Source organism: Polynucleobacter sp. 31A-FELB (genome assembly GCF_018882405.1).
In the GTDB taxonomy this organism is placed as follows: Bacteria; Pseudomonadota; Gammaproteobacteria; order Burkholderiales; family Burkholderiaceae; genus Polynucleobacter.
On record NZ_JACVOO010000004.1, the window covers coordinates 83,917 to 100,663 of the forward strand.

At 46.9% G+C, this 16,747-nt stretch carries 16 protein-coding genes; 4 read left to right on the plus strand and 12 right to left on the minus strand.

The genetic code is table 11. The annotated features are described in order from the left end of the window. Positions 1-69: 69 nt before the first annotated feature. The 12 genes from ICN30_RS04040 to ICN30_RS04095 all read right to left on the minus strand — a co-directional run bounded on the left by ICN30_RS04040 (position 70) and on the right by ICN30_RS04095 (position 11,385). Positions 70-339 (minus strand): hypothetical protein, encoded by a 270-nt coding sequence (locus ICN30_RS04040; protein WP_216273369.1) that lies wholly within the window; start codon positions 337-339, stop codon positions 70-72. A 30-nt stretch (positions 340-369) separates the two neighbouring features. Next, positions 370-1,191, minus strand: coding sequence for a mechanosensitive ion channel family protein (locus ICN30_RS04045; protein WP_216273370.1), 822 nt, complete (start codon positions 1,189-1,191; stop codon positions 370-372). Between the two features lie 99 nt (positions 1,192-1,290). Beyond that, positions 1,291-1,851, minus strand: a complete 561-nt coding sequence (locus ICN30_RS04050; RefSeq protein WP_370626589.1) for a C40 family peptidase — start codon at positions 1,849-1,851, stop codon at positions 1,291-1,293. Continuing rightward, complete coding sequence (locus ICN30_RS04055; protein WP_216273371.1) at positions 1,808-3,481, minus strand: PhoH family protein; 1,674 nt, start codon at positions 3,479-3,481, stop codon at positions 1,808-1,810. Before ICN30_RS04055 ends, ICN30_RS04050 begins: the two co-directional genes overlap by 44 nt. A gap of 235 nt (positions 3,482-3,716) precedes the next feature. After that, positions 3,717-4,184 carry a peroxiredoxin gene (locus ICN30_RS04060; protein WP_216273372.1) on the minus strand — a complete coding sequence of 156 codons (468 nt, stop codon included), beginning with the start codon at positions 4,182-4,184 and terminating at the stop codon, positions 3,717-3,719. A 47-nt stretch (positions 4,185-4,231) separates the two neighbouring features. Continuing rightward, complete coding sequence (locus tag ICN30_RS04065) at positions 4,232-5,149, minus strand: polysaccharide deacetylase family protein (protein ID WP_216273373.1); 918 nt, start codon at positions 5,147-5,149, stop codon at positions 4,232-4,234. A 12-nt stretch (positions 5,150-5,161) separates the two neighbouring features. After that, complete coding sequence (locus ICN30_RS04070) at positions 5,162-6,208, minus strand: bifunctional UDP-4-keto-pentose/UDP-xylose synthase (protein WP_015421563.1); 1,047 nt, start codon at positions 6,206-6,208, stop codon at positions 5,162-5,164. Positions 6,209-6,253: 45 nt separating this feature from the next. Further along, on the minus strand, positions 6,254-7,123 hold the full coding sequence (locus ICN30_RS04075) for a formyltransferase (protein ID WP_216273376.1): 870 nt from the start codon (positions 7,121-7,123) through the stop codon (positions 6,254-6,256). Then, positions 7,124-8,095 (minus strand): glycosyltransferase, encoded by a 972-nt coding sequence (locus tag ICN30_RS04080; RefSeq protein ID WP_216273378.1) that lies wholly within the window; start codon positions 8,093-8,095, stop codon positions 7,124-7,126. Positions 8,096-8,126: 31 nt separating this feature from the next. Then, the gene (locus ICN30_RS04085) at positions 8,127-9,299 is read right to left on the minus strand and encodes a DegT/DnrJ/EryC1/StrS aminotransferase family protein (protein ID WP_216273379.1); all 1,173 of its coding nucleotides are present in this window, start codon (positions 9,297-9,299) and stop codon (positions 8,127-8,129) included. Positions 9,300-9,313: 14 nt separating this feature from the next. Then, a complete protein-coding gene (locus ICN30_RS04090) occupies positions 9,314-11,008 on the minus strand; it encodes a glycosyltransferase family 39 protein (protein WP_216273381.1) in 1,695 nt (564 codons plus the stop codon). Beyond that, the gene (locus ICN30_RS04095; protein ID WP_216273383.1) at positions 11,008-11,385 is read right to left on the minus strand and encodes an MTH938/NDUFAF3 family protein; all 378 of its coding nucleotides are present in this window, start codon (positions 11,383-11,385) and stop codon (positions 11,008-11,010) included. Before ICN30_RS04095 ends, ICN30_RS04090 begins: the two co-directional genes overlap by 1 nt. Positions 11,386-11,464: 79 nt before the next feature. Between ICN30_RS04095 and ICN30_RS04100 the strand changes: the two genes are divergently transcribed. Genes ICN30_RS04100 through glp form a run of 4 tightly spaced genes read left to right on the plus strand, consistent with a single transcriptional unit; the run spans position 11,465 to position 16,740 of the window. Continuing rightward, a complete protein-coding gene (locus ICN30_RS04100) occupies positions 11,465-12,724 on the plus strand; it encodes an aminotransferase class I/II-fold pyridoxal phosphate-dependent enzyme (protein ID WP_216273385.1) in 1,260 nt (419 codons plus the stop codon). Further along, positions 12,721-14,031 carry a homoserine dehydrogenase gene (locus ICN30_RS04105; RefSeq protein ID WP_216273387.1) on the plus strand — a complete coding sequence of 437 codons (1,311 nt, stop codon included), beginning with the start codon at positions 12,721-12,723 and terminating at the stop codon, positions 14,029-14,031. The genes ICN30_RS04100 and ICN30_RS04105 overlap by 4 nt, the downstream gene beginning before the upstream one ends. Before the next feature lie 8 nt (positions 14,032-14,039). Beyond that, on the plus strand, positions 14,040-15,482 hold the full coding sequence (gene thrC, locus ICN30_RS04110) for a threonine synthase (RefSeq protein WP_216273389.1): 1,443 nt from the start codon (positions 14,040-14,042) through the stop codon (positions 15,480-15,482). Beyond that, positions 15,478-16,740 (plus strand): gephyrin-like molybdotransferase Glp, encoded by a 1,263-nt coding sequence (gene glp / locus ICN30_RS04115; protein ID WP_370626591.1) that lies wholly within the window; start codon positions 15,478-15,480, stop codon positions 16,738-16,740. Before thrC ends, glp begins: the two co-directional genes overlap by 5 nt. The last annotated feature ends 7 nt before the right edge of the window (positions 16,741-16,747 follow it).

The following is a 16,747-nucleotide window of genomic DNA, read 5'->3' on the forward strand; positions in this document are numbered from 1 at the left end:
TCAATAAGCAAAAAACAAGAATAAAAAAGCCTCGCATTGCGAGGCTTTTTAGTTTGAAGTAAAAGCGAATTACTTTCCGCCTTCACACTTCTTAATAGACGCAGCTTTAGCAGCGCCATAGAGTGGCTTACCGTCTTTACTTACTGCTTTGGCTTCGCATCCATTATCGGCGGGAGCGCCACCCATACATTTTTTGATAGAGGCATCTTTAGCTGCGCCATATAAAGGCTTCCCATCTTTGCTTACTGCTTTAGCTTCACAAGCAGCCTGATCGGCAAAAGCAATAGATGGGATTACAAAGCTAAATGCAATGCTTAAGGCAATGATGATTTTCTTCATACTCACTTCTCCTGGTTAGTTACTGCGAAATTAACTTTGTTTCATGATCATGTTTTGTGATGCCATTGGTGCCGGGAAGCCTGCTGCAGTAAGAGATTCACTCATTACTCGGTTGCTATCAAAATAGACCTGCCAGTAGTGGGCATTGTTGCAGTAAGGGCGTACAGCCAATACTGGACCAACTAAATTGAATTCCAAAATATTCACTTCAACAGCTGGATCTTGCAATACGTTTGGAATAGAGGCAATCTTTTCACGCAAGAGCTTCATGGCAGCTTCTTGATCAGCTGCCCCAGATAGTTGGCACTTAAGATCAACTCGACGATAAGGGCTATGGCTAAAGTTCTGAATGGTGTCACCCAAAATTTTGGTATTACCAATCATGGTTGCAATATTGTCTGGCGTATAGATGGTGGATGAAAACAGGCCAATCTCTTTAACAGTTCCAGTTACACCACCAGCGGTAATGAAGTCGCCAACCTTAAAAGGGCGCAACACAATTACAAATACACCGGCTGCGAAATTAGACAGTAATCCTGCCCACGCTGCACCAATCGCAACACCGGCAGTAGCAATTAAGGCTGCAAAGCTAGTCGTCTGAATGCCGAAATAGCCGAGAATTCCAATAACCAGAAGAATATTTAGCGTGACTGAAACAACTGAACCCACATATCGCAGAATAGTTGGATCTAATTTTTGACTTTCAAGTCCTCTACGAATCACCTTCAGGGCAATACCGATCAACCAGCGGCCAATAACCCAAAAGGCGATGGCGGCCAAAATCTTGAGACTAATATCCGTTGCGGCCGTTACTAAAATCTCTTGAATGCGGTCTAAATCAATTTGATTCATTGCTAAAATCCTGTTTATATAAAAGATAAAATTAAATCAACCATTATTTGGATTATTTCTAATAAATAGCCTAAAGGATATTAGCTATTGGTCTAATTACTAATTCGAGGACGCTAGTCTTCGGGCCTCAGTAAATCTAGCTGCCCAGTAGGGTGTAGTGATGTACTCTAGGCGCACGGTTCCTCCAGCGCTTGGGGCATGCACAAATCTGCCTTGACCCACGTAGATTCCTGCATGTGAATATTTTTCACCAGTGGTATTAAAGAAAATGAGATCGCCTGGCGCAGGGGGTTGATTCTCAACACTCTGCCCTTTAGTACTCATTTCTTGAATAGTTCGCGGAAGCTTGATATTGGCTGACTTCTGGTAGACGTAAGTTATTAGCCCGCTGCAATCAAATCCACCCTTCGGATTATTTCCACCATAGCGATAGGGCACGCCAACTAAACCTACTGCTGCAATAGAGATGTCCTCTGTGCCTACACTTGTATCTTGTTTGAATTGAGAAACTTTAGCTGCATTATTTTTTGAGCCGAAGCTGCCACACCCTGATAGCGAGAGCAGGGCGCAAATAAAAATGCCGCACCCCATTAGAGTGCGGCATGAGAAGGGTGGCTTAGAGTGCGTCAGCAGCATGATCCGCAAGACGTGAACGCTCACCGCGCGCTAGAGTCACATGCCCACCATGACGCCAACCTTTGAAGCGATCCACTACATAGGTAAGACCAGAAGAACCTTCAGTTAAGTAAGGCGTATCGATCTGGGCAATATTGCCTAAACAAACAATCTTCGTTCCTGGACCTGCGCGAGTAACCAAAGTCTTCATTTGCTTAGGTGTTAAGTTTTGCGCCTCATCAATAATCACAAACTTACTCACAAAGGTTCTGCCGCGCATAAAGTTCATGCTCTTCACTTTGATGCGTGAGCGAATGAGTTCTTGGGTAGCGGCACGACCCCATTCGCCGGCACCATCCTCATTGCGTTGCAATACCTCAAGGTTGTCGTCAAACGCACCCATCCAAGGTTGCATTTTTTCCTCTTCAGTACCTGGTAAGAAGCCGATATCTTCACCAACAGGAACGGTAGCGCGGGTGATGATAATTTCGTTATAGCGCTTGCTATCTAGAACTTGCTCTAGGCCAGCAGCTAATGCCAGCAAGGTTTTACCAGTACCCGCTTGACCCAATAGCGTGATGAAATCCACATCAGGGTTCATGAGCAGGTTCATGGCAAAGTTCTGTTCGCGATTGCGCGCGGTCACACTCCACACATTGTTTTTCTGATGTGAAAAGTCTCTCAAGGTTTGAAGGAGGGCAGTCTTGCCGTTAATTTCTTTTACTTGAGCGTAGAAGGGTGTGGAGCCATCTGGGTTTTCTTGGTAGACGAATTCATTGACTAGCATGCTCGGAACTGAAGGGCCGGTTACGCGATAGAACATCGTTCCGGATTTACCATCAGCCCAGCTTTCCATATCTTTGCCATGCTTTGGCCAAAAGTCTGCTGGTAATGCCATGACTCCGGAATACATCAAGTCACGATCTTCTAGCACTTGGTCATTGAAGTAATCTTCAGCAGGCAATCCTAAGGCACGTGCCTTAATGCGCATATTGATATCTTTGGATACCAATACCACCTCTTGGCCCTTACGCGTCTTTTGTAGCTCGCTAACAACCGCCAAAATGAGGTTGTCACCTTTACCTTCAGGTAGGCCTTCAGGCAATGCCTGGGTAGTGAGTTTGGTTTGGAAAAAGAGTCGACCAGAGACATCCTGATTGCCCAGCTTATTGAGTGGAATGCCTTCATCCAACGTGCCACTAGTACCCGCAACCAATTGATCTAAAGAGCGACTAACGGTACGAGCATTGCGGGCAACCTCAGTCATACCCTTCTTGTGGTTATCCAACTCCTCAAGAGTAGTCATTGGCAAGAAGAGATCATGCTCCGAGAAGCGGAATAGCGAGCTTGGATCATGCATCAATACGTTGGTATCTAAGACAAAGAGACTTGGAGGGCCAGTGCGAATAATGCGCTTTGGTTTCTCTGGAACGCTTGATGCTCTCTTATCGCCGCGCTCATTGCGTTGAGCAACTGGACTGCGATCACTTTTAATTTTTTCAAGCGCTACTTCAGCGGCAGAGAGATCCTCTTCAGCATCTGTTGCCCAATCTGGCGCATGGCTTTCCATCACAACAGTTTTTGCTGGTGCAGGGCGCTTCTTTAAGTTTGGAGTGTCCTTACTGCTAATTTTTACTTGGCCAGCAATTTGAGTTGGGATTGGGGGCAATGGCATGCAGACTCTCCTAAAAGAAAAAACCGTCAAGCGGATTGCATTGACGGTTTATAACGAAACTGGGTGCAAAACGATCTGTAAAACGGCGGGGGTTGTTTACCGAGCCTGTTCTTAAATATTCAGGCTGATGAGTCAAACGGATTGTTAGACTTTCCCGTCGTTTACGGTGCATATAAACAACTTTACCCCAAATTTTGGGCTTTGCAAGTACCCCGGATTAAATTAATTTAAAAAATTATTTAGTAGCTTGAGCTGCTTGTAATACCTCTGTCACATGTCCCGGAACCTTAAGGCCACGCCACTCTTTAACGAGCTTGCCTGAGGAGTCAAAGAGGAAGGTGCTGCGCTCAACACCGCGTACCTGCTTGCCATACATATTTTTGAGCTTCATTACGCCAAAGAGCTGACATAGGGTTTCTTCTGTATCGGCAACGAGTTCGAATGGCAACTCAAGTTTGCTACGGAAGTTATCGTGCGATTTGAGGCTATCTCGAGATACGCCAACGATCAAGGTATTGGCTTTAGTGAAGGCCTCAATATTGTCCCTGAATTCACCAGACTCAGCGGTGCAACCAGGAGTCATATCTTTTGGATAAAAGTAGATAACCAGTTTTTTGCCTTTAGCTGAATCCGGCGTAAAAGTTAATCCCGATGTTGCTGGGATTGCGCACTGGGGCATTTGCTTGCCGATTTCTACTGTCATGATGATCTCTCTAATTTAACTTTATGTATTACGTATTCTGATGCTAATTAAACTGCTTGCAAAATGAGTTCGCCACTTCGGTTGGGGATCTCGCCCCAGGTTACTGGCTGTACTGCAATTTTATCGAGTTGCTTAGTGGCATCCCAGGATTGATGGAGTTCGCCCATGGTGACCAGGTCGTGGCCTTGGTTTAGCCACGCAGCGAGCAATTGCTCAAAGGCGGGAAGCAGCTTTTGACCTTCTAGTTCTGCATGCAAGGTAAATACCTGATCATTTGGATTGCTTTGGGTGATTTCCAAGAGTTTCTTTACGGCGCCAAACTCATCGGCATCATCAATACCAATCAATTCATCAAAGGTGGGTAATGTCGTTGGATATTGCACATGCTTAGCTTTGCCAGAAGGTAGGTCAAAGCGATAGGGCATTAAGTTAGGCTCGGCCCTGCCATCGGAGGAATATTTAATACCCCATTGATCGAGTTGCTCGAATGCCGCCTCATTCATTTGCCAGCCAGCAGCGCCATAAGTAGCTGGCGGATGGCCAAAGATCTCCACAAAACGATCCCAGCTTTTTTGCATCTGCGCTTTAGTCCATTGGGCATCACGATTGCGTACGGCGTCTTGCCAAGCCACATGATCCCAAGTATGAATGCCAGTCTCATGGCCTGCCGCATCAATTGCGCGCATTTCGGCAGCAGCTTGTTTGCCAATATCAGGCCCAGGTAAGAGGACGCCGTAGAGCAGGGTTTTAATGCCGTAGTGCTCCACAACAGAAGTGCGGCTCACCTTCTTCAGAAAGCCTGGCTTAAAGACCCGCTTGAGAGCCCAGCCTGTGTGATCGGGTCCTAAGCTAAACAGGAAGGTGGCTTTGAGGCTAAAACGCTCAAGCGTACGCGCTAGATTGGGTACGCCTTCTTTGGTGCCACGTAAGGTGTCAACGTCTACCTTGAGAGCAATCTTAGCCATGAACCCCTGTGCTTATTCGTTATCAACCAAGTGACGTGCTTTTTCCACATCTTCACGATAGGCTTCGAAAATATTCTTCAGCGCATCGCTCATATTGGTAGTTGGCTTCCAGCCTAATTCGCTCATCGTGTTATCAATTGCAGGAACGCGGTTCTGAACGTCTTGGTAGCCTTCACCGTAGTAAGCGCCGGAAGTGGTTTCAACGATCTTTACTTCATTCGCTGTCTTTGCATATTCTGGAATACTGCGAGCAATCTCCAACATCTGATTGGCGAGTTCGCGAATAGAGTGATTGTTCTTTGGATTGCCGATGTTGTAGATCTTGCCGTTAGCAACACCATCTTTGTTGTCGATGATGCGCATTAGGGCGTCGATACCATCATCAACATAAGTAAAGGCACGTTTCTGAGCACCACCATCAACCACGTTGATGGATTCACCGCGAACGATATGACCTAGGAACTGAGTTACTACGCGGGAGGAGCCTTCTTTTGGTGTGTAGATGCTATCTAAACCAGGGCCAATCCAGTTAAATGGGCGGAAGAGGGTAAAGCGTAAACCTTCCATACCGTAACCCCAAATTACACGATCCATCAATTGCTTAGAGCAAGCGTAGATCCAGCGTGGCTTATTGATTGGGCCGTAAACCATATTGGATTTAGCGGGATCAAATTCACCATCTTCACACATGCCATAGACTTCTGACGTCGATGGAAATACCAAATGCTTTTTGTATTTAACAGCTGAGCGAACGATGGGTAAGTTAGCTTCGAAGTCGAGTTCAAATACTTTTAATGGTTGCTGAACGTAGGTCGCTGGTGTCGCAATCGCTACTAAAGGCAGAATGACATCGCATTTACGAATGTGATACTCAACCCATTCTTTATTGATGGTGATGTCACCCTCAAAGAAGTGCATACGGGGATGGTTTACTAAATCACCAAGGCGATCATTTTGCATATCCATGCCATAGACATCCCAATCGGTTGTCTCAAGGATGCGCTTTGAAAGGTGGTGACCAATAAAGCCGTTTACGCCAAGAATGAGTACTTTTTTCATCTTTACTGCCTCGTTTTTAATCTAAAGAGTGCTGCTTTTAATTTGTTAGCTATTTGCTGGGAACCAGTCCAGTATCGCTACCGCTCTCTGGTCGCCACAAACGCCGAATACCTGATTATCAACCACTTGGATGCCGGGAGCCTGAAGATCCAGCTGCCCGGGGAATGGCCCTTCTAGGCTGGTACGGGCCACAATCATGCGCTGACCTTGCCAATCGGTAAAAGCCCCGGGATAAGGGGGTGCAACGGCTCTAACGAGGTTGTGAACCTGCTGAGCTGTCTGATGCCACAGAATTTGCCCATCCGCAGGCTTTCGGCCTCCAAAATAGCTTCCCTCGGCTAGATTATTGGGTTTTCTGGGGATTTGGCCTTGAACAAGTTCTGGGAGGACCTGGTTCATTACCGTAACGGCTGCCTGACTAACTTTGCCAAAGACTTCAGTAGCGGTTTCATTGGGGCCAATTGGGACTGCAGATTGACCAACGATATCGCCTGCATCTGGTTTGACTTCCATGATGTGCAATGTGGCGCCAGTCTCCGTTTCTCCATGAAGGATGGCCCAATTTACTGGAGCCCGGCCACGATACCTCGGTAAAAGTGAGCCATGCATGTTTAGTGCGGCAATTTTGGCGCATGCCAAGAGCTCCGCTGGAATCATGTGGCGGTAATAAAAGGAGAAGAGGTAATCAGGTGATAGCTTCTGAATCTGCGATACAAGATCCATCAACTGATTTGCATTTGGTGTGATGTAAGGAATATTTTTTTCCTCACAAAGCTTGGCAACACTGCCAAACCAAACATTCTCATTGGGATCATCTTGATGCGTAACAACTAGATCAATCTGAATGCCTGCACCCAGTAATGCCTTAAGGCAATTAACGCCCACATCGTGATAAGCAAAGACGACTGCGTGCAATTATTTTTTCTCTAAAACAGTTTGCACAACATAGCGTGGACGCTCGCGAACCTGTTGGTAGATGCGTCCAATGTATTCGCCAAGTAGACCAAGGCCAAATAGCATTACACCAATCAAGAAGAAGGTAAGGGCGAATAAGGTAAATACACCTTCAACCTCGGCGCCCAGTACAAAGCGGCGGACTAAGAGGTATATAAAGAGGCTGCCCGCAGCAATTGCCAGCAACATTCCCAGTATCGAGAAAATCTGTAAAGGCATCACGGAGAAGCCGGTTACCAAATCAAAGTTCAAGCGAATGAGTTGATAGAGGCTGTACTTGGATTCACCGGCAAAGCGTTCTTCGTGCTTGACGCTGATTTCTGTAGGGTTAGATGCGAATGTGTAAGCAAGTGCCGGAATAAATGTATTGCTTTCATCACACTGACGAACGAGATCGACGATGCGACGGCTGTAGCCGCGAAGCATGCAGCCTTGGTCAGTCATCGTGATACGGGTAATTTTCTCGCGCAAATGATTCATCGCGCGGGAAGCAAATTTTCTGAAGAAGCTGTCGCGACGATCTGCACGAATGGTGCCGACGTAGTCGTGGCCTTTGAGTAATTCATTTACTAGGGCATCAATTTCTTCAGGGGGATTCTGCAGATCCGCATCCAGGGTGATGATGTATTCACCACGGGAGTATTCAAAGCCAGCCATGATCGCCATATGCTGGCCAAAGTTGCTATGAAATAACACTGCGCGAGTTACATCCGGGCGCAGTTCAACTTGCTTAGCTAGGATCCCGGCAGAGCGATCTTTGCTGCCATCATTCACAAACACCACTTCATAAGCAATGTTGCGCTTGCTAGACATGACATCTAGCGCAGGATATAGGCGATCAAAGAGGGCTTGAAGACCGTCTTCCTCGTTGTAAACGGGAATGACAATGCTGAGTGTCGGATTGCAGGCTTGGGTAGCTAAATTTGCAGTCATACTGCAATTTTGCCTGATTCCGCTCTCGGCACTAGTTTTTGCGATGTTTCTTCAGAATTCCAGTCAAAGCACTAGCTATACGGCCAATATCTTCATCTGCCATGCCTGGAAAGAGGGGGAGGGTCAAAATGGAGTGGCCAATACGCTCTGCTACTGGGGTGGCACCAACTTGGTAGCCCAGTTTTTGGTAAAGCGTGAATCCAGTAATGATGGGGTAATGAACGCCAGTGCCAATACCCAAATCCTTGAGCTCAGTCATCACTTGCGCACGATCTACATTCAATTGATCAAGCGGAAGTACAACTTGGAACATATGCCAGTTGCTATCAGTGAAGTTTTCTACTGGAAGTTCTAAATTGAGATTAGTTAGGTCGGCGGATTTCATTTCACTGCGAATGGCATCAAAGTACTGCTTGGCTAATGCACTCCTACGCGCCTGAAATGCTGGCAGCTGTTTAAGTTGATGTAAGCCAATCACAGCATTCACATCAGTCAAATTATCTTTGCCGCCTAAGACGTCCACATCCATGCCATCCATACCTTGGCGGGTAAGTCCTTGTAGGCGAAACTTCTCTGCAAGCTTAGCCTCGTCAGCATTGTTGAGAACAAGGCAGCCGCCTTCAACAGTGGATAAATTTTTATTTGCCTGAAAACTAAAGCTCACGAGATCACCAATGCTGCCAATCTTTTGACCTTTCCACTGTGATCCAAATGCTTGCGCTGCATCTTCAATCACGCGCAGCTTATATTGCTTAGCTAGGTCATAGAGTTGATCCATATTGACAGGTAGCCCAGCTAAATAGACGGGCATGATGGCGCGCGTCTTCGGTGTAATCGCTGCAGCCAGTTTGCTTAAATCAATATTGCGAGTGACGGGATCGATATCCACAAAAACGGGAGTTGCGCCAACGCTCAGAATGACATTGGAAGTGGCCACCCATGAGATCGGGGTGGTAATTACTTCATCACCAGGCCCAATACCAGCAACCTGAAGAGCAATTTTCATAGTGGCAGTGCCGTTGGCAAAACAACGAACGGGACGGCCGCCAAAGTATTCGCTCAGGGTAGCTTCAAACTCTGCCAGCTTCGGTCCTGAAGTTACCCAACCGGAGCGCAATACCTCTGCAACCGCATCAATCGTTTCTTGGTTGAAGTGTGGGCGCGTAAAAGGAATAAAAGGCAGGGAGTTTTGTGTAGCTGACATGGGGCCTTAAGAATTTATTGTGCAGAGTTGCTTGGTGACTCTGGGTGTTTAACAATGACGCGCCGAGAATCTCTCCCTACTTCTTGCATTGGGACATTGAGTTTTTGCAATTCGATATATTGCTCTGGAACCATGAGAGCGTAAGCGGTGTGATCTTCTTTCCAGCGCTCAATAAAGGCATCGAGAGTGGGGAGCCACAACTCAGGTTCTTGCTTCACACCAAACTCTAGTTCATCTGGAGATTCCACCATGATCATGGTTCTACCGAGATAGAAGGGCGCCGTGTGATCAAGGATTCTGATTGAATAGAAATTCACCTTCTCTGGAATGCCCGCTTTAACTTGCTCAACTAAATCTATACCCGAGACTGCACGACCAAGAGTTTCATGACCTGTACCTGCGATGATTGTGCAGAGAAAAAAGCCAGAAGCAAAACTGGTGATGCTGCTCAAGCCATTGCGCTTACTTTGGACAAAAGCTAGTAGGCTAAATGAAATCAATACAATCAGCGCCGCAATGATCCAGTAAGTGTATTGCGCATAGGATTCAATTTCATCTGGCCTTGCTTGCCTGCCAACTTCACTTAAAAAGAAAAAGCCAACGCCGCCCAAGATTGCGAAGAAGAGGGCTTGCAATTTCCAAGGTAATCCCAGTGAATTGCTAAAACCCAGATTACGATCTAAGCGATGACCAACAAGCATTGCCAGTGCTGGAAAGACTGGGATGATGTAGCCAGGTAATTTCGATTGAGATACGCTAAAGAAGCCCATAATCACGGCAAACCAGCAGGTCAGTAACCAGCCGCTGGAGAACTCGCGGTTGCGTTCCCGCCAAGCCTGAGCAAGGGCTCCAGGAGTCTGTGCAATCCATGGCAAAAAGCCCAGTAGCAGTAATGGAATGAAGTAATAAATTGGACCCGTTCTGCTATGCGCTTTCTGCGTAAAACGTTGCAGGTGCTCATGAATAAAAAAGAACTCTAGAAATTCTGGATTGCGTTGTGCCACCAGAACAAACCATGGCGCAGTAATTGCTAAAAATAAAATCGTGCCACTAATGATGTGTAGGCGCTTCCAAATCTTCCAGTCCCATGCAGTAATGGAATAAACAATGAAGACCATGCCAGGGATGGCAACTCCGATGACGCCTTTAGATAATGTTGCTAAGGCCATGAAGGCCCAGCAGGCCCACATCCACTTTCTAGTGTCGTTTGGGTTATGAGAAGTTTGCGCCAACAAAAGACTACATAGTGCAGCAACTAAAAAAGCTGACAATCCCATATCTAGCGAGTTGATGTGTCCACCCATCACCCACATCGGGCTAGATGCTAAGGCGATTGCAGCTAACCAACCTGCTCTTGCGCTATAGACGCGCGCACCTGTAAAGCCAATAAATACTATCGTCAGAAATCCGGTGAGCGCAGTCCACAAGCGCGCTTGCCAATCACCAATGCCAAAAAGATTGAAGGCAGTGGCTGTGGCCCAAATTTGTAAGGGGGGCTTTTCAAAATACTTGTAACCGTTGTAGCGAGGGGTGACCCAATCTCCAGTAACGAGCATCTCGCGAGCAATCTCGGCATAACGCCCTTCGTCAGATGGAATGAGGTGACGGTAGTTGAGGGTGCCAAACCACAACAAGGCATATACCAGGACCAGAATCAAAATAGATGCTGGGTTGAGGGCGCTTGACTGCCGAATTTGGCCAAATTGCATTAGGTGGCTTCCACAATGAGTGCAAGTAGAACCTGGCGACCTTCGCCCACGAGAATGTTGTAGGTACGACAAGCCGCTTGAGAATCCATTACCTCAAAGCCAATCTTGGCCTCTATGAGGGTCTTGAGTAACTCAGGCTTTGGAAAGCGCTGGCGTTTACCGGTGCCAATAATGATTAATTCAGGCTTAAGAGCGGCCATTTGCGTGAAATCTGCTGGACTCAGGTCTTCAAATGACTTTATGGCCCATTCGAGGATTTCACCGTCGGAACTCAATAAAACCGCGTGACTATAGGGGATCTTATTGATCTCGATGTAGCCATCGCCGTAACCGGTGATCGTATTGGCTCCGGAATGGGGGTCAGATTGAAGCTTCACATGGACTCTCTGTCATAATTATGAGGATTATAGCCAGCTGTTTTTTCCTAGATTTCAAGAACTTACCCTTTAATTTATTGTGAAACCGATCCTAAAGTCCGAAAAACTCAATCACGTCTGTTACGACATTCGTGGACCCGTGCTGGAGCTCGCTCAGCGCATGGAGGAAGAGGGTCACAAAATCATCAAATTAAACATCGGCAATGTGGGTGTTTTTGGTTTTGATCCTCCAGAAGAGATTCAGTTGGACATGATTCGCAATTTGGGTAATGCCTCAGCGTACTCTGATTCCAAGGGAATCTTTGCGGCTCGTAAGGCCATCATGCAGTATTGCCAGGAAAAAGGCATCCAGGGTGTTACTTTGGATGACATCTATACCGGCAATGGCGTTTCTGAATTAATCGTCTTGGCAATGAACGCATTGCTGAACAACGGCGATGAAGTTTTGGTGCCAGCTCCTGACTATCCATTATGGACGGCTGCTGTCAGCCTATCTGGCGGTACTCCAGTTCATTACTTGTGTGATGAGTCTAAGGAGTGGGCCCCAGATCTGGCAGATTTACGTAAACGAATTACGCCACGCACTAAAGCGATTGTGGTGATCAATCCAAACAATCCAACCGGTGCAATCTACTCAAAAGAAGTATTGACTGAGTTAACTTCGATTGCGCGTGAGCATGGCTTGATTCTGTTTGCTGACGAGATTTACGACAAGATGTTGTACGACAAAGAGAAGCATATCTCTTTGGCATCCTTATCTACCGATGTAGTCACTATCACCTTCAATGGCTTATCTAAGAACTATCGCTCTTGCGGCTACCGTGCTGGCTGGATGGTGGTTTCTGGGGATAAAGAGATGATTCGCGATTACATTGAGGGCCTCAACATGCTGTCCTCAATGCGCCTGTGCGCCAATGTGCCAGGCCAGTACGCCATTCAAACGGCATTAGGTGGCTATCAAAGCATTAATGATTTGGTAAATGAAGGTGGTCGCTTAGCTAAGCAGCGTGATCTTGCCTGGAAACTCATTACAGAAATCCCTGGTGTAACTTGCGTTAAGCCAAAGTCTGCTTTGTACTTATTTCCAAAGCTCGATCCTGAGATGTATCCGATCGAAGATGATCAGCAATTTGTTGCGGATCTCTTGAAAGAAGAAAAAGTTTTATTGGTTCAGGGCTCTGGTTTTAACTGGGGTAAGCCGGATCATTTCCGCGTAGTGTTCTTACCTCACGAAGATGTGCTGAAGGAGGCGATTGGTCGCCTTGCACGTTTTCTAGAGCGTTATCGTCAAAAACATAGTCGTAAAGCGGCTAATTCAACAGCAACAAAGGCATCATGAAACCGATTCAAGTTGGTCTATTAGGCATTGGCACCGTAGGTGGTGGCGTATTTACTGTTCTCGAGCGCAACCAGGATGAGATTTTGCGTCGCGCAGGTCGTGGCATTCGCATCAATACTGTTGCCGACCTCAACGTAGAGCGTGCTAAAGAGTTGGTGAAAGATCATGCTCAAGTGGTGAGTGATGCTCGCGCTGTTATTAACAACCCTGAGATTGATATCGTTGTTGAATTGATTGGTGGTTACGGGATTGCTAAAGACTTGGTGCTAGAGGCAATTGCTGCTGGTAAACATGTCGTGACGGCCAATAAGGCTTTGATCGCTGTTCATGGCAATGAGATCTTCAAGGCCGCCCATGAAAAGGGTGTCATGGTTGCGTTTGAAGCGGCGGTTGCTGGTGGTATTCCAATCATCAAAGCGCTTCGCGAAGGTTTGACTGCAAACCGCATTGAGTGGATCGCTGGCATCATCAATGGCACAACCAATTTCATTCTTTCTGAGATGCGCGACAAAGGCTTGGACTTTGCGACTGTCTTAAAAGAAGCGCAGCGTTTAGGTTACGCAGAAGCAGATCCTACATTTGATATTGAAGGTGTGGATGCTGCCCACAAAGCAACCATCATGAGTGCAATTGCATTTGGTATTCCAATGCAGTTTGAGAAAGCCCATGTTGAAGGAATTACGAAGCTAGATGCCATCGATATTAAATACGCTGAGCAGTTAGGCTATCGCATTAAGTTGTTGGGTATTGCTAAGAAGACAACAACGGGTGTTGAGTTGCGCGTGCACCCAACCTTGATTCCGACTAAGCGTCTCATCGCAAACGTAGAAGGCGCCATGAATGCCGTTCAGGTGTTTGGTGATGCTGTAGGTACTACGCTTTACTACGGTAAGGGTGCGGGCTCAGAGCCAACTGCTTCTGCTGTGATCGCTGACTTGGTAGATATCACTCGTTTGTTAGGGGCAAGTCCTGAGAATCGCGTTCCTTATTTAGCGTTCCAGCCTGATGCAGTAAGAGATATCACCGTATTGCCAATGGGTGAGATCACAACCAGTTATTACCTGCGTTTGCGTGTGGCAGATCAAGCCGGTGTATTGGCTGACATCACAAAGATTTTGGCAGCTCACGGTATCTCGATTGATGCGCTCTTGCAAAAAGAGGCGGATGAAGGTGAAAGCCAAACTGATTTAGTGGCGCTAACTCACGAGACCAAAGAAAAGCACATGCTGGCAGCGATTCAGGAAATTCAGAATCTGAAAACTGTTGCCGGTGAAGTGGTGAAGATCCGTTTAGAAAATCTGTCCTAATACAAATCATGCGTTACCAATCCACTCGGGGCAATAGCCCACAGCAATCCTTTCTAGAAATCTTGCTCGGCGGATTGGCGCCAGATGGCGGCTTATATCTGCCTACTGAGTACCCTCAAGTTACTAAAGAGCAGTTAGATTCTTGGCGTGGATTGTCTTATGCCGATCTCGCTTATGAGGTCTTGAGCCTCTATTGCGATGACATTCCTGAGGCGGATTTACGCGCTTTGTTGCGCAAGACCTATACAGAGCAGGTCTATTGCAATGGCCGCGCTGAAGACAGCGCTAAAGACATTACTCCATTGCATTGGCTTGGTGAAGAGCGGGGGACTCGTATCGGCTTATTGAGCCTGTCTAATGGACCAACATTGGCATTTAAAGATATGGCGATGCAGTTGCTCGGCAATCTCTTTGAATACGCGCTTAAGAAAAAAGGTCAGAAACTTAATATTTTGGGCGCGACTTCTGGTGATACCGGAAGTGCAGCTGAATACGCAATGCGCGGCAAAGAGGGTGTAAAGGTATTTATGCTTTCACCACGCGGAAAGATGAGTGCTTTCCAATCTGCACAGATGTATTCCTTGCAAGATCCTAATATTTTTAACTTGGCGGTTGCTGGTGTCTTTGATGACTGCCAAGATATTGTCAAAGCAGTCAGCAATGACCATGCCTTCAAAGCAAACAACCAAATCGGTACCGTGAACTCGATTAACTGGGGCCGTGTAGTTGCCCAAGTGGTTTACTACTTCCAGGGTTATTTGCTCGCGACAAAATCAAGCTCAGAAAAAGTTTCATTCACGGTGCCTTCTGGCAACTTTGGCAATATCTGCGCTGGCCACATTGCCCGCATGATGGGTTTGCCAGTTGCGCATTTGATTGTCGCCACCAATGAGAACGATGTTCTTGATGAGTTCTTCCGCACAGGTGTTTACCGTGCGCGCAAGTCTGCTGAAACTTTGCATACTTCTAGCCCGTCTATGGACATTTCGAAGGCGAGCAATTTTGAGCGCTTTGTATTTGATCTTATGGGTAAGGACGGCAAGGTAACTGCTGGCATGTTTAAGCAGGTAGACGAAGCCGGTGGCTTTGACATTTCTAAAGACGCTGTCTTTCAAGATATTGCGAAGTATGGATTCCAGTCTGGTCGCAGTACTCATGAAAATCGCCTTGAGACAATTCGCAATATTGACTCTCAGTATGGCGTGATGATTGATACGCATACGGCCGATGGTGTAAAGGTTGCTCGTGAACATTTACAAGCAGGTATTCCAATGATTGTTCTGGAAACCGCCTTGCCAATTAAGTTTGAAGAGACGATTGAGGTGGCATTGGGTCGCCCTGCAGAGTGCCCGGCAGCATTTAAAGATATCAAGTCAAAGCCCCAGCGCGTTGAAAATATCGATGCTGATGTCAATCAAGTGAAAAACTTCATTACTGCCCACGTCAATTAACTCAGAAAAAAGTGCTATGACCAAGCCTCCGATGTTGACTGCTCAGCAGGCTTTAGATCACCTGCTGTCAAATGCAAAAGCCGTAAGTGAGAGTGAGACGGTCGCCATGCAAGCCGCGCTTGGCCGTGTACTTGCAGAAAACGTTAATAGCTTGGTAGATGTGCCCCCACTCGATAACACCTCAATGGATGGTTATGCGGTGCGCACTTTGGATACCCAAGCTCCTGGAAGCACCCTTAAGATTGCCCAGCGAATTCCGGCGGGCTCGATGGGTGCACAGCTAGAGCTAGGCACTGCCGCCAGAATCTTTACTGGGGCTCCAGTTCCTCCGGGTGCTGATGCCGTTGTCATGCAAGAAGATTGCGCCATTCCAGAGGGTTCAACTGATCAAGTGCAGGTCAATATTGCGCCAACAGCAGGTCAATGGATCCGTCGAAGAGGTGAAGATTTGACTGCAGGTAAAACAGCTCTGACTGCGGGTACTTATCTGAGGCCACAAGAATTAGGTGTTGCAGCGTCAGCTGGTCTTACGCATTTAAATGTAAAACGTAAGGTCAGGGTTGCGGCATTTTTCACCGGTGACGAACTTTCTCTGCCAGGTGAGCCACTCAAGCCGGGTGGTATTTATAACTCCAATCGCGATACTTTGTTGGCGTGCATTAAATCCTTGGGATGTGATGCTACAGACTTTGGAATAGTTCCCGACAGTCTTGAAGCCACAAAAGAAACGCTTCGCAAGGCCAGCAAAGATCATGATTTGATTATCACTTCTGGTGGCGTATCTGTTGGCGAAGAGGATCACATCAAGCCCGCAGTGACTTCTGAGGGTAGGTTGGATCTCTGGCAGATTGCCATTAAGCCTGGTAAGCCTTTGGCTTTTGGTGCTGTCCGCAAGTCAGGCGAGAACAAGGATGGGGAAACTTGGTTTATTGGACTTCCTGGAAATCCAGTTTCTAGTTTTGTGACATTCCTCCTATTTGTACGTCCATTTATTCTGAAGCTACAAGGGCGAGATGCAGGAATGCCTCAGTCTTACCCAATGCGAGCTGACTTTGATTGGCTCAAAGGTGATCGTCGCAATGAATTCCTGCGCGTCAGGATCAATGCGCAGGGTGGGTTAGATCTATTCCCCAACCAAAGCTCTGGCGTACTTACAAGCGCTTCATGGGGTGATGGCTTGCTGGATTGCCCGCCAGGACATACCTTTAAAGCGGGAGAGCTAGTAAAGTACATCCCGTTTAATTCGCTCCTCGCCTAAACGTATT

Bases quoted from the DNA above. Each gene is read 5' to 3' on its own strand.
- ICN30_RS04040 (WP_216273369.1), bottom strand. From the start codon at position 339: ATGAAGAAAATCATCATTGCCTTAAGCATTGCATTTAGCTTTGTAATC.
- ICN30_RS04045 (WP_216273370.1), bottom strand. From the start codon at position 1,191: ATGAATCAAATTGATTTAGACCGCATTCAAGAGATTTTAGTAACGGCC.
- ICN30_RS04085 (WP_216273379.1), bottom strand. From the start codon at position 9,299: ATGTCAGCTACACAAAACTCCCTGCCTTTTATTCCTTTTACGCGCCCA.
- ICN30_RS04065 (WP_216273373.1), bottom strand. From the start codon at position 5,149: ATGGCTAAGATTGCTCTCAAGGTAGACGTTGACACCTTACGTGGCACC.
- ICN30_RS04060 (WP_216273372.1), bottom strand. From the start codon at position 4,184: ATGACAGTAGAAATCGGCAAGCAAATGCCCCAGTGCGCAATCCCAGCA.
- ICN30_RS04090 (WP_216273381.1), bottom strand. From the start codon at position 11,008: ATGCAATTTGGCCAAATTCGGCAGTCAAGCGCCCTCAACCCAGCATCT.
- thrC (WP_216273389.1), top strand. From the start codon at position 14,040: ATGCGTTACCAATCCACTCGGGGCAATAGCCCACAGCAATCCTTTCTA.
- ICN30_RS04105 (WP_216273387.1), top strand. From the start codon at position 12,721: ATGAAACCGATTCAAGTTGGTCTATTAGGCATTGGCACCGTAGGTGGT.
- ICN30_RS04080 (WP_216273378.1), bottom strand. From the start codon at position 8,095: ATGACTGCAAATTTAGCTACCCAAGCCTGCAATCCGACACTCAGCATT.
- ICN30_RS04055 (WP_216273371.1), bottom strand. From the start codon at position 3,481: ATGCCATTGCCCCCAATCCCAACTCAAATTGCTGGCCAAGTAAAAATT.
- ICN30_RS04070 (WP_015421563.1), bottom strand. From the start codon at position 6,208: ATGAAAAAAGTACTCATTCTTGGCGTAAACGGCTTTATTGGTCACCAC.